The organism is Pseudomonas sp. CJQ_9 (genome assembly GCF_043106615.1).
Lineage (GTDB): Bacteria > Pseudomonadota > Gammaproteobacteria > Pseudomonadales > Pseudomonadaceae > Aquipseudomonas > Aquipseudomonas juntendi.
Window position 1 is genome coordinate 1 of record NZ_JBICMS010000107.1, and the last position, 14,098, is coordinate 14,098.

15 protein-coding genes are annotated in these 14,098 nt (G+C 62.5%); 13 read left to right on the forward strand and 2 right to left on the reverse strand.

Annotation, left to right across the window (positions count from 1 at the left end; genetic code table 11):
* The first annotated feature begins 166 nt into the window (after nt 1–166).
* Genes ACF8SD_RS23920 through ACF8SD_RS23930 form a run of 3 tightly spaced genes read left to right on the forward strand, consistent with a single transcriptional unit; the run spans nt 167 to nt 3,729 of the window.
* A complete protein-coding gene (locus ACF8SD_RS23920) occupies nt 167–826 on the forward strand; it encodes a paraquat-inducible protein A (RefSeq protein ID WP_173887507.1) in 660 nt (219 codons plus the stop codon).
* Nucleotides 813–1,436: a paraquat-inducible protein A gene (locus tag ACF8SD_RS23925; protein ID WP_054913778.1), complete on the forward strand. Its 624-nt coding sequence runs from the start codon at nt 813–815 to the stop codon at nt 1,434–1,436. The genes ACF8SD_RS23920 and ACF8SD_RS23925 overlap by 14 nt, the downstream gene beginning before the upstream one ends.
* Complete coding sequence (locus tag ACF8SD_RS23930; RefSeq protein WP_110679456.1) at nt 1,429–3,729, forward strand: PqiB family protein; 2,301 nt, start codon at nt 1,429–1,431, stop codon at nt 3,727–3,729. The genes ACF8SD_RS23925 and ACF8SD_RS23930 overlap by 8 nt, the downstream gene beginning before the upstream one ends.
* 149 nt (nt 3,730–3,878) lie before the next feature.
* Here ACF8SD_RS23930 and rpsT read toward each other — a convergent pair whose 3' ends face one another.
* A complete protein-coding gene (gene rpsT, locus ACF8SD_RS23935; protein ID WP_003247625.1) occupies nt 3,879–4,157 on the reverse strand; it encodes a 30S ribosomal protein S20 in 279 nt (92 codons plus the stop codon).
* A gap of 250 nt (nt 4,158–4,407) precedes the next feature.
* Between rpsT and murJ the strand changes: the two genes are divergently transcribed.
* From murJ to ispH, 6 genes are all read left to right on the forward strand, one after another.
* Nucleotides 4,408–5,946, forward strand: a complete 1,539-nt coding sequence (murJ, locus tag ACF8SD_RS23940; RefSeq protein ID WP_173887508.1) for a murein biosynthesis integral membrane protein MurJ — start codon at nt 4,408–4,410, stop codon at nt 5,944–5,946.
* 118 nt (nt 5,947–6,064) lie between these two features.
* Nucleotides 6,065–7,015, forward strand: coding sequence for a bifunctional riboflavin kinase/FAD synthetase (gene ribF / locus ACF8SD_RS23945; RefSeq protein WP_009682081.1), 951 nt, complete (start codon nt 6,065–6,067; stop codon nt 7,013–7,015).
* Complete coding sequence (gene ileS / locus ACF8SD_RS23950) at nt 7,012–9,843, forward strand: isoleucine--tRNA ligase (protein WP_392485039.1); 2,832 nt, start codon at nt 7,012–7,014, stop codon at nt 9,841–9,843. Before ribF ends, ileS begins: the two co-directional genes overlap by 4 nt.
* The gene (lspA, locus tag ACF8SD_RS23955) at nt 9,836–10,351 is read left to right on the forward strand and encodes a signal peptidase II (protein ID WP_003247609.1); all 516 of its coding nucleotides are present in this window, start codon (nt 9,836–9,838) and stop codon (nt 10,349–10,351) included. The genes ileS and lspA overlap by 8 nt, the downstream gene beginning before the upstream one ends.
* Nucleotides 10,344–10,781: an FKBP-type peptidyl-prolyl cis-trans isomerase gene (gene fkpB, locus ACF8SD_RS23960; protein ID WP_173887511.1), complete on the forward strand. Its 438-nt coding sequence runs from the start codon at nt 10,344–10,346 to the stop codon at nt 10,779–10,781. Before lspA ends, fkpB begins: the two co-directional genes overlap by 8 nt.
* A 14-nt stretch (nt 10,782–10,795) precedes the next feature.
* Nucleotides 10,796–11,743 carry a 4-hydroxy-3-methylbut-2-enyl diphosphate reductase gene (gene ispH, locus ACF8SD_RS23965; protein ID WP_029886696.1) on the forward strand — a complete coding sequence of 316 codons (948 nt, stop codon included), beginning with the start codon at nt 10,796–10,798 and terminating at the stop codon, nt 11,741–11,743.
* A 60-nt stretch (nt 11,744–11,803) separates the two neighbouring features.
* Here ispH and ACF8SD_RS23970 read toward each other — a convergent pair whose 3' ends face one another.
* Nucleotides 11,804–12,292 (reverse strand): GspH/FimT family pseudopilin, encoded by a 489-nt coding sequence (locus ACF8SD_RS23970; RefSeq protein ID WP_029886697.1) that lies wholly within the window; start codon nt 12,290–12,292, stop codon nt 11,804–11,806.
* Between the two features lie 110 nt (nt 12,293–12,402).
* On the opposite strand from ACF8SD_RS23970, the gene ACF8SD_RS23975 reads away from it, so the two are divergent.
* The 4 genes from ACF8SD_RS23975 to ACF8SD_RS23990 are packed head-to-tail and all read left to right on the forward strand — an operon-like array spanning nt 12,403 to nt 14,075.
* Nucleotides 12,403–12,585, forward strand: a complete 183-nt coding sequence (locus tag ACF8SD_RS23975) for a prepilin-type N-terminal cleavage/methylation domain-containing protein (RefSeq protein WP_009682085.1) — start codon at nt 12,403–12,405, stop codon at nt 12,583–12,585.
* Nucleotides 12,582–13,220: a PilW family protein gene (locus ACF8SD_RS23980; RefSeq protein WP_173887512.1), complete on the forward strand. Its 639-nt coding sequence runs from the start codon at nt 12,582–12,584 to the stop codon at nt 13,218–13,220. The genes ACF8SD_RS23975 and ACF8SD_RS23980 overlap by 4 nt, the downstream gene beginning before the upstream one ends.
* A complete protein-coding gene (locus ACF8SD_RS23985) occupies nt 13,217–13,684 on the forward strand; it encodes a hypothetical protein (protein WP_392485042.1) in 468 nt (155 codons plus the stop codon). Before ACF8SD_RS23980 ends, ACF8SD_RS23985 begins: the two co-directional genes overlap by 4 nt.
* A gap of 1 nt (nt 13,685) precedes the next feature.
* Nucleotides 13,686–14,075 carry a type IV pilin protein gene (locus ACF8SD_RS23990; protein WP_392485044.1) on the forward strand — a complete coding sequence of 130 codons (390 nt, stop codon included), beginning with the start codon at nt 13,686–13,688 and terminating at the stop codon, nt 14,073–14,075.
* Nucleotides 14,076–14,098 lie beyond the last annotated feature (23 nt).

The following is a 14,098-nucleotide window of genomic DNA, read 5'->3' on the forward strand; positions in this document are numbered from 1 at the left end:
TGGGCCAAAAACAATCTCCGGCACCATCACTGTGGGAGCGGGCGTGCCCGCGAACACCGGCACAGCCGGTGCCATTCACCGCGCCGTGCGCTTCACGGGCACGCCGGCTCCCACAATTCGAGCCAGAACACTAGAATAGGCCCACGCACCTATTCAGAAGCACTCTATGTCCAATCCCGTCGAACCTGAATCGCTGGCCCGGTTGCCGCTGGAAGAGCTCGTGGCCTGCCACGAATGTGACCTGCTGCTGCGCAAGCCCGTGTTACAGCATGGTGAAAAGGCCCTCTGCCCGCGCTGCGGTTACGAGCTGTATGCTCACCGGCACAATGTGGTCAATCGCAGCCTGGCCTTGGTACTGACGGCCTTGTTGCTGTTCGTGCCAGCCAATTTTCTGCCCATCATGCAGCTGCACCTGCTTGGCCAAACGTCTGACGATACTGTCTGGAGTGGTGTGCTAGGCCTGTACAACTCGGAAATGCGTGGCGTGGCGGTGGTGGTTTTCCTCTGCAGCATGGCCATTCCATTAACCAAGTTGCTGTGCCAACTGGCTGTATTGCTGAGTATTCGCCTGAACGTGGGGCGCAGTTTGGGCCTGCTGTTCTACCGTATCTATCACCACCTGCGCGATTGGGGCATGCTCGAGGTCTATTTCATGGGTGTGCTGGTGGCCATCGTCAAGCTGGTCGACCTGGCTGAGTTGACCGTAGGGTTAGGGTTGTTCTGTTTTATCAGCCTGTTGTTGATTCAGGTTTGGCTGGAAGTGGTGATGTCACCGCACCAGATCTGGAGTGCGCTATCGGGGGAGGACCTGCATGCGGGCGATTGATGCGGGCATTCTGGTCTGCAATGAATGCCATGAGCTGAACCGGCAGGCGCCGGACAGTAAATCGCAAAGCTGCACACGTTGTGGCGCTGTAGTGCATGCGCGGCGTCCGAACAGCATCGTGCGCACCTGGGCGCTGCTGATTGCCGCGTCGATTCTGTACATTCCGGCCAACGTGTTGCCCATCATGACCGTGAGTACCCTCGGCCAAGGCAGCCCGGACACGATCATGTCCGGGGTCATTACCTTGCTCAAGCACGGCATGGTGCCGATCGCTGCAGTGGTGTTCATTGCCAGCATCCTGGTGCCGACCTTCAAGCTGGTAGGCATCGGTTTGCTGCTGTACTCCGTACAACGGCGGCAGCCGCTTTCGGCCCGGCAACGGATATTCATGTACCGCTTCATCGAATTCATCGGGCGCTGGTCCATGCTGGATATCTTCGTCATTGCCATTCTCGTGGCAGTGGTGAATTTCGGCCGAATAGCCAGTGTCGAAGCCAATTTGGGCGCCGTCGCCTTCGCAACTGTGGTGATCCTGACAATGTTTGCTGCTTTAACTTTCGATCCCCGACTGATTTGGGATAACACGGAGTCGGATGACGACCATGAGTGACCTGCCAACGGCTAAAACCCGCCCAGCCTCGAACTGGTCGGCCATCTGGATCCTGCCTTTGATCGCCTTGATGATCGGTGGTTGGCTCGCTTGGCAGGCTTACCGCCAGGCCGGTGTGGAGATTGAAGTGCGCTTCGAGTCGGGCGACGGCATCGTCGCCAACAAGACCGAGGTGATCTACAAAGGGATGCCGGTTGGCAAGGTCAAGAGCCTGGTGCTCGATGCCGAGGGTGAGAACCAGGGTGTTATCGCCACGATCGAAATGAACAAGGATGCCGAACCGCACCTGACCAAGGGGACGCGTTTCTGGCTGGTGAAGCCCAGTGTCACCCTGGCAGGCATTTCAGGCCTGGAAACCCTGGTGTCTGGTAACTACATCGCAGTCAGCCCGGGCGAAGGTGAGCCTACCAAGCGCTTTACCGCGCTGAAGGTGGCGCCGCCACTGTCGGACAGCGAACCTGGCCTGCATCTTGTACTCAAGGCTGAACGGCTAGGTTCGCTCAACCGTGACAGCCCAGTGTTCTATAAACAGATCCAGGTCGGCCGGGTGAAGAGTTATCGCCTGTCCGAAGACCAGAGCACGGTGGAGGTAAAAGTATTCATCGAGCCGGCTTACGCCAGCCTGGTGCGCAAACACACGCGCTTTTGGAATGCCAGCGGGGTAAGCATCGACGCTTCGCTTTCGGGTGTGAAAGTGCGTAGCGAGTCGCTGTCGAGCATCGTTGCCGGTGGTATTGCCTTTGCAACCCCGGAGTATCGCAAGGACAGCCCGCCAACCGACCCCAGCCTGCCGTTCCGCCTGTATGAAGACTTCGATGCAGCTCAGGCGGGGATCCGGGTCAAGGTCAAGCTCACCGATTACGAAGGCCTGCAGGCGGGCCGTACCCCGGTCATGTACAAAGGCATCCAGGTTGGCTCGCTGAAAACGCTGAAGATGGAAGACAACCTGGCCAGCGCTTCGGCCGAGCTGACACTGGACCCGCTCACCGAGGACTACCTGGTGGAAGGGACCCAGTTCTGGGTGGTCAAGCCTTCGATTTCCCTGGCGGGTATCACGGGGCTGGAGGCGCTGGTAAAAGGTAACTACATCGCCATTCGCCCCGGCGAAAAGGGCGCGCGGCCAGAGCGCGAGTTCGAGGCGCGTGCCAAGGCGCCGCCGCTGGACCTCAAGGCGCCTGGCCTGCACATGGTGCTGTTTGCCGACACCCTCGGTTCGCTGGAGGTCGGCAGCCCGGTGATGTATCGCCAGGTCAAAGTGGGGAGCGTGCAAAGCTATCAGTTCGCCCGCAACAGTAACCGCATCCTCATTGGTGTGCACATCGAGAAAGAATACGAAAAACTGGTCAACGGTTCGTCGCGCTTCTGGAACGCCAGCGGTATTACCCTGACTGGCGGCTTGTCGGGCATCAAGGTGAAAAGTGAGTCGCTGCAAACGCTGATGGCCGGTGGCATTGCCTTCGACACGCCGCGTGCGGATGTTCCGCTGAAGCGGCACATTCCGCGTTTCCGGCTGCACGAAAGCCAAGAGGCGGTGAACCGTGCGGGCACCTTGATCACCATCCGTGTCGACCGCGCGGATGGCCTGAAGCCAGGCACAGCGATTCGCTTCCGGGGCCTGGATGTGGGCAGCATCGAGAGCGTCGACTTGACCAATGACCTGCAGGCGGTGCTGCTGCGGGCGCGTATCACCGAAGCGGCGAATCGCATCGCCCGGGCCGGGACGCAGTTCTGGGTGGTCAAACCGGCGTTTGGCCTGGTGCGCACTGAGAACCTGGATACCCTGGTGACCGGCCAGTACCTGGAGGTGCAGCCGGCTACCAAAGACCGCGGGCCGCAGAGTGACTTCATTGCGCTGCCCGAGGCGCCGCAGGTGGCAGGGCCAGAGGTCGGCCTGCCGTTGACCCTCAGTGCACCACGCCGTGGCTCGATCAAGCCTGGGGTACCGGTTACTTACCGCGAGGTAGCCGTGGGTAAGGTGACAGGCTTCGAGCTTGGGCAGAGTGCTGACCGCGTGCTGATCCATATCCTGATCGAGCCGCGTTATGCCGCGCTGGTGCGCAGTGGCAGCCGCTTCTGGAACACCAGCGGCTTCGGCTTCGACTGGGGGCTGTTCAAAGGCGCGACCGTGCGCACCGAGTCGCTGGAAACCGTGATCGATGGTGGCATCGCCTTCGCGACGCCGGATGGCGAGCGGATGGGTAACCCGGCCAGGCCGCAGCAGACCTTCGCCTTGTTCGACAAGGCCGAGGACGAGTGGCTGCAATGGGCGCCGAAGATTCAGCTAGGCAAGTAACAGCAGGCAAACACAGTCACTGGGGCTGCTTTGCAGCCCGGTGGCGACCAAAGCCGCCCCTGCAAAATTGCGGTTACACCTTGGCGCATGCCCAAATCGCAGGCAACAAAAAGCCGACCCTAGGGTCGGCTTTTCGACTTTAACGTCGCTTAGGCAGCTGCAGCTTCTTTCAGCGCCTTGATGTGGCCATTCAGACGGCCTTTGTGACGAGCAGCCTTGTTCTTGTGGATGATACCTTTGTCGGCCATACGGTCGATTACAGGTACAGCCAGAACATAAGCGGCTTGTGCTTTTTCAGCGTCTTTTGCGTCAATGGCTTTAACTACATTCTTGATGTAGGTGCGGACCATGGAACGCAGGCTGGCGTTGTGGCTGCGACGCTTCTCAGCCTGTTTTGCACGTTTCTTGGCGGAAGGTGTGTTGGCCACCGTCGAGCTCCTCGAAAGACTTTAGGTAAATAGCAAACAAAATAGGCCGCGAATCATGCCGATCAGTCGAGCGGATGTCAAGGCCACCTGCAAGGTTCCGCCGAGCGGTGCGCCAACAAGCTGGAAAGATTCCTTTCTGCTGCGCGACCTGTACACTCGGGAATTTTTGGCTCCCCTGCGAAGGCGCGGGAGTATCGCACATTCGGATGCTGTCTGGCAGCGTCCTCTGTCATTGGCGTGAATCTTTTCGATGAACCTGCTCAAATCCCTGGCTGCAGTAAGCTCGATCACCATGATTTCGCGGGTGCTGGGCTTCATTCGCGACACCATTCTGGCGCGTATCTTCGGTGCAGGCATTGCCACCGACGCTTTCTTCATCGCTTTCAAGTTGCCCAACCTGCTGCGGCGCATTTTCGCCGAAGGTGCATTTTCCCAGGCCTTCGTGCCGATCCTGGCCGAATACAAGACGCAGCAAGGCGAGGAGGCGACCCGCACTTTCGTTGCCTATATCACCGGTTTGCTCACCCTGGTCCTGGCCCTGGTGACCGCCATCGGCATCCTGGCGGCACCCTGGGTGGTGTGGGCCACGGCCCCGGGGTTTGTCGACAGCACGGAAAAGTACGAACTGACCACGGCCCTGTTGCGGGTGACCTTTCCTTATATATTGCTGATCTCCCTGTCGTCCCTGGCCGGGGCGATCCTCAATACCTGGAACCGTTTCTCGGTACCGGCCTTTACCCCGACCTTGCTCAACGTGGCGATGATCGCCTTCGCGGTACTGCTCACGCCGTACTTCAACCCGCCGATCATGGCCCTGGCCTGGGGGGTGCTCGCCGGTGGCCTGGCGCAACTGTTGTACCAGTTGCCGGCGCTGAAGAAGATCGGCATGCTCGTGCTGCCCCGCCTGAACCTGCGCGATACCGGCGTGTGGCGCGTGCTCAAGCAGATGCTGCCGGCCATTCTCGGGGTATCGGTGAGCCAGATCTCGCTGATCATCAACACCATCTTCGCCTCGTTCCTGGTGGCTGGCTCGGTATCCTGGATGTATTACGCCGACCGCCTGATGGAGCTGCCTTCCGGCGTGCTGGGCGTGGCGTTGGGTACCATCCTGCTGCCGACCCTGGCCAAAACCTACGCCAACAAGGACCGCGAGGAGTATTCGCGGATCCTCGACTGGGGCCTGCGCCTGTGCTTCCTGCTGGTGTTGCCGTGCACCCTGGCACTGGCCATTCTGGCCGAGCCGCTGACCGTGGCGCTGTTTCAGTATGGCAAGTTCAGCGCGTTCGATGCCGCCATGACCCAGCGGGCGCTGATGGCCTATTCGGTGGGCTTGCTGGCGATCATTCTGGTCAAGGTACTGGCACCCGGCTTTTATGCGCAGCAGAATATCCGCACGCCGGTGAAGATCGCGGTCTTCACCCTGGTCTGCACCCAGCTATTCAACCTGGCCCTGGTCGGCCCGCTGGCGCATGCCGGGCTGGCATTGGCCATCAGCCTGGGTGCCTGCCTGAATGCCGGCTTGCTGTTCTGGAAACTGCGCAGCCAGCGCTTGTTCGAGCCGCAGCCGGGCTGGGCGATGTTCCTGACCAAGCTGGTGCTGGCCGTGGCGCTGATGTCGGCAGTGCTGCTGGTAGGCATGCACTATATGCCGGCCTGGGAGCAGGGCATCATGCTGGAGCGCTTCATGCGCCTCGGCGTGCTGATCGTGGCGGGGGTCGTGACCTATTTCGGCTGTTTGTTCCTGTGCGGTTTCCGCCCCCGGCATTTCGCTCGCAAGGCCTTGCACTAGGGCTACCTGCAGGTCAGGCGTCGGTTTTTCGCATTCCACGCCGCCCCTGGGCGCTGCTGCCTGTCACCGGCGCCCGGGTGTGGTTATAATCGGCCACTTTATGAGCAAGAAGCGCGTTATGCAGCTGGTTCGAGGTCTTCACAACCTGCGCCCCGAGCACCGGGGCTGTGTCGCCACCATTGGCAACTTCGACGGGGTTCACCGTGGCCACCAGGCAATCCTGGCGCGCCTGCGCGAGCGCGGTCAGGCCTTGGGCCTGCCGACCTGCGTGGTGGTCTTCGAACCGCAACCGCGCGAGTACTTCGCGCCCGATACCGCACCTGCGCGCCTGGCCCGCCTGCGCGACAAGCTCGAGCTGCTGGCCGCCGAAGGCATCGACCGGGTGCTGTGCCTGGCCTTCAACCAGCGCCTGAGCAAGCTCGGCGCCGATGCGTTCGTCAAGACCATCCTGGTCGATGGCCTGGGCGTGCGTCACCTCGAAGTGGGCGACGATTTCCGCTTTGGCTGCGACCGCGCCGGCGACTTCGCCTTCCTGGTCGAGGCCGGCAAGCAATATGGCTTTACCGTCGAAGCTGCCAACACCGTGATTCAGGACGGCCTGCGGGTCAGCAGCACCGAAGTGCGCCAGGCCTTGGCCGACGGCAACTTCGAGCTGGCCGAGCACCTGCTGGGCCGCCCGTACCGCATTACCGGCCGTGTGTTGCACGGCCAGAAGCTGGCTCGCCAGCTTGGCACGCCCACTGCCAACATCCAGCTCAAGCGCCGCCGCGTACCGCTGTCCGGGGTCTACCTGGCCAGCATCGAAATCGACGGCAAGGCCTGGCCGGGTGTCGGCAACATTGGCGTGCGCCCCACCGTTGCCGGTGATGGGCGCCCGCACCTGGAAATTCATCTGCTGGACTATGCCGGCGACCTTTACGGCCGGCGCCTTACGGTGGAGTTCCACCACAAGCTGCGTGAAGAGCAGCGATTCGCCTCCCTGGAGGCGCTGAAGTCGGCGATCGATGCGGATATCGCCGCCGCACGTGCACATTGGCACGCTCAACCGCTAACGAAGAGCCTGAAATGACCGACTACAAAGCCACGCTTAACCTTCCGGACACCGCCTTCCCCATGAAGGCCGGCCTGCCTCAGCGCGAACCGCAGATCCTGCAGCGCTGGGACAGCATTGGCCTGTACCAGAAGCTGCGCGAAATTGGCAAGGATCGTCCAAAGTTCGTCCTGCACGACGGCCCGCCCTATGCCAACGGCAAGATTCACATCGGTCATGCGCTGAACAAAATTCTCAAGGACATGATCGTCCGTTCCAAGACCCTGGCCGGTTTCGACGCGCCGTACGTGCCGGGTTGGGACTGCCATGGCCTGCCGATCGAGCACAAGGTCGAGGTTACCCACGGCAAGCACCTGTCGGCCGACCGCACCCGCGAGCTGTGCCGCGAGTATGCTGCCGAGCAGATCGAAGGGCAGAAGACCGAGTTCATTCGCCTGGGCGTGCTGGGTGACTGGGACAACCCGTACAAGACCATGAACTTCGCCAACGAGGCGGGTGAAATCCGTGCCCTGGCCGAAATGGTCAAGCAAGGTTTCGTGTTCAAGGGCCTGAAACCGGTGAACTGGTGCTTCGACTGCGGTTCGGCGCTGGCTGAGGCGGAAGTCGAGTACGCCGATAAAAAATCCCAGACCATCGACGTGGCCTTCCCGGTTGCCGACGAAGCCAAGCTGGCTGCTGCCTTCGGCCTGGCGTCGCTGGCCAAGCCTGCCGCCATCGTGATCTGGACTACCACCCCGTGGACCATTCCAGCCAACCAGGCGTTGAACATCCATCCCGAGTTCACCTACGCCCTGGTCGACACCGGTGAGCGCCTGCTGGTGCTGGCTGAAGAACTGGTCGAGTCGTGCCTCAAGCGTTACAACCTGGAAGGCTCGGTCATCGCTACCGCCCAAGGCGCGGCGCTGGAGCTGGTCAACTTCCGTCACCCGCTCTACGACCGCCTGTCGCCGGTGTACCTGGCCGACTACGTCGAGCTGGGCGCCGGTACCGGGGTGGTGCACTCCGCGCCAGCCTACGGTGAAGACGACTTCGTCACCTGCAAGCGTTATGGCATGGTCAACGATGACATCCTTACCCCGGTGCAGAGCAACGGTGTGTATGTCGAGTCGCTGCCATTGTTCGGCGGCCAGTTCATCTGGAAGGCCAACCCGGCCATCGTCGAGAAACTCGGTGAAGTCGGTGCGCTGATGCACACCGAAACCATCAGCCACAGCTATATGCACTGCTGGCGCCATAAAACCCCGCTGATCTACCGCGCGACCGCGCAGTGGTTCGTGGGTATGGACAAGCAGCCGACTACCGGCGAGCCGCTGCGTGAGCGCGCGCTGAAAGCCATCGAGCAAACCAAGTTCGTTCCGGCCTGGGGCCAGGCACGCCTGCACGCGATGATCGCCAACCGCCCAGACTGGTGCATTTCGCGTCAGCGCAACTGGGGCGTACCGATTCCGTTCTTCCTGCACAAGCAGACCGGCGAGCTGCACCCGCGCACCGTCGAACTGATGGAAGAAGTGGCCAAGCGCGTCGAGCAGCAGGGCATCGAAGCCTGGTTCAAGCTGGACGCTGCCGAACTGCTGGGCGCTGAAGCCGAGCAGTACGACAAGATCGCCGACACCCTCGACGTGTGGTTCGATTCGGGCACCACCCACTGGCACGTGCTGCGTGGCTCCCACAACATCGGCCACGCCACCGGCCCGCGCGCCGACCTGTACCTGGAAGGCTCCGACCAGCACCGCGGCTGGTTCCACTCTTCCTTGCTGACCGGTTGCGCCATCGACAACCATGCGCCGTACCGCGAGCTGCTGACCCACGGCTTCACCGTGGACGAAAACGGCCGCAAGATGTCCAAGTCGCTGGGCAACACCATCGAGCCGGAGAAGGTCAACAACACCTTGGGCGCAGACATCCTGCGCCTGTGGGTATCGGCTACCGACTATTCCGGTGAAATGGCCGTTTCCGAGCAGATCCTGCAGCGCAGCGCCGACGCCTACCGGCGTATCCGCAATACCGCACGCTTCCTGCTCTCGAACCTGTCCGGTTTCGACCCGGCCCGCGACCTGCTGGCCCCGCAAGACATGCTGGCGCTGGACCGCTGGGCCGTGGACCGCACCTTGTTGCTGCAACGCGAACTCGAAGAGCACTACAGCGAGTACCGTTTCTGGAACGTGTACTCCAAGGTGCACAACTTCTGCGTGCAGGAGCTGGGCGGCTTCTACCTCGACATCATCAAGGACCGCCAGTACACCACCGGCGCCAACAGTGTCGCCCGCCGTTCCTGCCAGACTGCGCTGTATCACATCAGCGAAGCGCTGGTGCGCTGGATTGCACCGATCCTGGCGTTCACCGCCGACGAAATCTGGCAGTACCTGCCGGGCGAGCGCAACGAGTCGGTCATGCTCAATGGCTGGTACCAGGGCCTGAGCGAGCTGCCGGAAGGCACCGAGCTGGACCGTGGCTACTGGGACCGCGTCATGGCTGTGAAGGCCTCGGTCAACAAGGAGCTGGAAAACCAGCGTACCGCCAAAGTCATCGGCGGCAACCTGCAGGCTGAAGTGACCCTGTACGCCGATGAGGCCCTGAGCGCCGACCTGGGTAAGCTGGGCGACGAGCTGCGCTTTGTGCTGATCACCTCCGCTGCCAGCGTGGTGCCATTTGCCCAGGCGCCTGCCGAAGCGGTTGCCACCGAAGTCGAGGGCCTGAAACTGCAGGTGGTCAAGTCCGGCCACGCCAAGTGCGGCCGTTGCTGGCACTTCCGTGCCGACGTTGGCAGCCACCCGGAGCACCCGGAAATCTGCAGCCGTTGCGTCGACAACCTGACCGGCTCGGGTGAGGTGCGCCACTATGCCTAACCCTGCAGCGGGCCGCTTCGGGCGCCTCGCATGGCTGTGGCTGAGCTTGCTGGTCCTGGTCATCGACCAGGCCACCAAGCTGTATTTCAACAACGCCCTGACCATGTACCAGCAGATCGTCGTCATACCTGACTACTTCAGCTGGACCCTGGCCTACAACACCGGCGCCGCGTTCAGCTTCCTGGCCGACGGCGCCGGCTGGCAGCGCTGGTTGTTCGCCCTGATCGCCGTGGTGGTCAGCGCAGTGCTGGTGGTGTGGCTCAAGCGCCTGGGGCGCAATGAAACCTGGCTGGCCGTGGCGCTGGCGTTGGTGCTCGGTGGGGCGATCGGCAACCTGTACGATCGCATCGTGCTGGGCCATGTGGTCGACTTCATCCTGGTGCACTGGCAGAACCGCCACTACTTCCCGGCTTTCAACGTGGCCGACAGCGCCATCACCGTTGGTGCGGTAATGCTGGCGCTGGATATGTTCAAGAGCAAGAAGTCCGAGGATCCGGTCCATGACTGACACCCGTATCGGCCAGAACACCGAAGTCACCCTGCACTTCGCGCTGCACCTGGAAAACGGCGACACCGTAGACAGCACGTTCGACAAGGCCCCGGCAACCTTCAAGGTCGGCGATGGCAACCTGTTGCCGGGCTTCGAGAACGCCCTGTTCGGCTTCAAGGCCGGTGACAAGCGTACGCTGCAGGTTGCACCAGAAAATGCCTTCGGCCAGCCCAACCCGCAAAACGTGCAAATCATGCCGCGGTCCAACTTTGAAGGCATGGAGCTGTCCGATGGGCTGTTGATCATCTTCAACGACGCCGCCAACGCCGAACTGCCAGGTGTGGTCAAAGCGTTCGACGACAACCAGGTGACCATCGACTTCAATCACCCACTGGCTGGCAAGACCCTGACCTTCGAGGTAGAGATCCTCGAGGTGAAGGCCCTGTAAGCCTGGAGCCGAGCATGCAAATCAAACTCGCCAACCCTCGCGGCTTCTGCGCGGGGGTCGACCGGGCGATCGAGATCGTCAACCGCGCGCTGGAAGTCTTCGGCCCGCCGATCTACGTGCGCCATGAAGTGGTGCACAACAAGTTCGTCGTCGAAGACCTGCGCAACCGTGGCGCCGTCTTCGTCGAAGAGCTGGACCAGGTGCCGGATGATGTCATCGTCATCTTCAGTGCCCACGGTGTTTCCCAGGCCGTGCGCCAGGAAGCTGCTGGCCGTGGCCTGAAAGTGTTCGATGCCACTTGCCCACTGGTGACCAAGGTGCATATCGAAGTCGCCAAGTACAGCCGCGATGGCCGTGAGTGCATTCTCATCGGCCACGAAGGGCACCCGGAAGTCGAAGGCACCATGGGCCAGTACGACCCCAGCAACGGTGGCGCCATCTACCTTGTCGAAGACGAGGAAGACGTGGCCAAGCTGCAGGTGCGCGACCCGGACCACCTGGCTTTCGTCACCCAGACCACCCTGTCGATGGATGACACCAGCCGTGTGATCGACGCCCTGCGTGCGCGCTTCCCGAACATTGGTGGCCCGCGCAAGGACGACATTTGCTACGCCACGCAAAACCGCCAGGACGCCGTCAAGCAACTGGCCGATGAAAGTGACGTAGTGCTGGTGGTTGGCAGCCCGAACAGCTCCAACTCCAACCGGCTGCGCGAGCTGGCCGAGCGCATGGGCACCCCGGCCTACCTGATCGATGGCGCCGAGGACCTGCAACGCGGCTGGTTCGACCAGGCTGCGCGTATCGGCATCACCGCCGGTGCGTCGGCCCCGGAAGTGCTGGTGCGTGGTGTGATCGAACAGCTCAAGGCCTGGGGTGCTACCGGCGCTGAAGAGCTGGATGGGCGGGAAGAGAACATCACGTTCTCGATGCCCAAAGAGCTGCGGGTTCGCTCGCTGATCTGACCGGCCAGGGCTTAGGTGCACGAGCGGCCTTGCGCGACGCAAGGCTGCTCGATAAGCGCGTTAGCCGGGGCAGCGCTGATTGTCGCGGTGCTCAGCCAGCAAGTTGACCCTCCCTGAAGAGGCCATCACCACTTGGTGGCGGCTGCTGGCCGCCGAGCGCTCGCACACCTCCAGGGTGATGGCGAACCAGCCGTTGCCCAGCTTCATTGGCACACCCAGGGCACTGAACTTGAACTGTTCGTCGCTGTTGCCGACGATTACCAGCGGCCTGGCCAGGCGCTGCTCACGCAGTACCTGCCGGTTGTGCTCCAGGGCTACACGCCAACCATTTCCCCAATTGCCATCCAGCGCCTGCACCAGCACCGGTTGCCCCTGCAACAGCGCGTGGCTACGGGCGCTACGCAGTGCCTGGGCCAAGTCGCGCGCCACCGCCGCCCGCTGCAGGTCATCGCTCATCCTGGCGTAGGCCGGTAGGCCGATCTGCGTCAGCAACGTCGCCACAGCCAAGGCCGACAACATCTGTATCAGTGTTACCCCACGTTGCTTCACCGTGCATTGCTCCCAGGAAGTGCTTCGCTAATAGCTTCTCGGTGGCTGGGCAGGAGGTCCAGTCGCTCAAGTTGAAGGCTATAGCGGGAAAAATCGCAGGAGGTGCAGGGATGCACGCATGGCAAAAGGGCATGACGCTGCTGGAGGTGTTGTTGGCGGTGGTGGTCGTGGCCGTGGGCATGTTCGCCGCTGCGGGGCTGCAACTGCAGGCCTTGCAAGCCACAGACAGTGCGCGCCGCGATGGGCAGGCGGCAATGGCGGCACACAGTGAGCTTGAAAGGGCACGGCGATGAGGCGCCGGCAAACGGGTGCTGGTTTGCTTGAGTTGCTGCTGGCGCTGACCATCGGGTTGATGGTGCTGGTGGCGGCCAGCCAGCTGTTCGCCTCCGTGCACCAAGCCTGGCGGCTGCAAGGCGCCGCGCTGCGCATGCAAGGGGAGGCGCGCCAGGCGCTGCTGCGCATGGCCCAGGATATTCGCATGGCGGGCATGTTTGGCTGTTTGCGCCTGAAACCTGGCGACTTTCCGGCCCAGGCTGTGCCGCCTGGCTTCGCCCGGCCAATGGAGCTGGGGCCGTCCAGCTTGAGCCTGATGGTCGCCGAGTTGCCGGGGCATACCGGCGACCCGGATTGGACCTTGCTGACCAACTGTATCGACGAGGTCAAGGTGCTGAGCCGCCGGGCACAGGCTAGCGCCACACAGATGGCGGTGCCCATCAGCCATCACCATTATGCGCACAGCGGCGGCAGGCTGTATTTCAAGCGCCGGGGCAACACTCAGCCGCTGGTCGAGCATGTGCGGGAGCTGCGCATCGTGCAGGTTGCCGGTGAGCGGGTGGATATTCAGCTGACCTTGTATGAGCCCACGCTGCAACTTGAGCAGCACCACGCGTTGAGCGTGGCATTGCGCAACCCGGTACCGGCTTCATGAGCCGCCAGCGGGGTGTGGTGCTGCTGTTGGCCTTGGTCCTGAGCCTGCTGCTCGGTCTGCTGGCCGCATCGGCGCTGCGCGACGCGCTGGTCGAAACGCGTATGAATGGTTACCTGAGCGATGGCCTGCACGCACTGGAAGAGGCCGAGGCCGCCTTGCAGGCCGGGGTGCGCCAGCTGGAACAGGGCCCGCCGCCGCCCTCGTGCAATGCCTGCCTGCCGCCACCACAGCCACACGACCTGGCTGGCCAGTGGCAAGCCACTCCGACCGGCTATTTCCAGCTACAAAACCTGGGCATCAGTCAGCGCGCTGCCCACGTGCCCGAAGGGCAGGCGGTCACCCTGTTGCGCATTACTGCCGTCAGCAAGCGAAGCCAGTCCAGGCATGTACTGGAGGCGGTCTACGCCGCAGCCGACGGCACATTCCAGCGCATCACCTGGCGACAGAGACTGAGAGGAGACTGACATGCAGCAAGGTTTGAGCCTGATGGAGTTGTTGATTGTCCTGGCCGTGACCGGCATTCTGGCAGCCATTGCCTACCCCAGTTACAGCGACCAGCTTCGGCGAGCCGCGCGCAGCGAAGTGGTTGGCCTGCTGCACGATGCCGCCCTGCGCCTGGAGCGCCACCGCGTACGCACCGGCCAATACGCCGGGGGCGACCCGGCGCTGCCCGGCGGCACCCGCCATTACAGCCTGCAGGCGCAACGCGACAGCGACAGCTTCACGCTGCGGGCCCGGCGCTTGCCGCATGGGCTGATGGCGCAGGATGGCTGTGGCGACTTCCAGCTGGACCAGGCAGGGGTGCAGCGCAACCCAGGTGCCGTTGAGCACAGCGCGCACTGCTGGGGGAGCTGAAGGTTGAATGGTGCCCGGCGCAT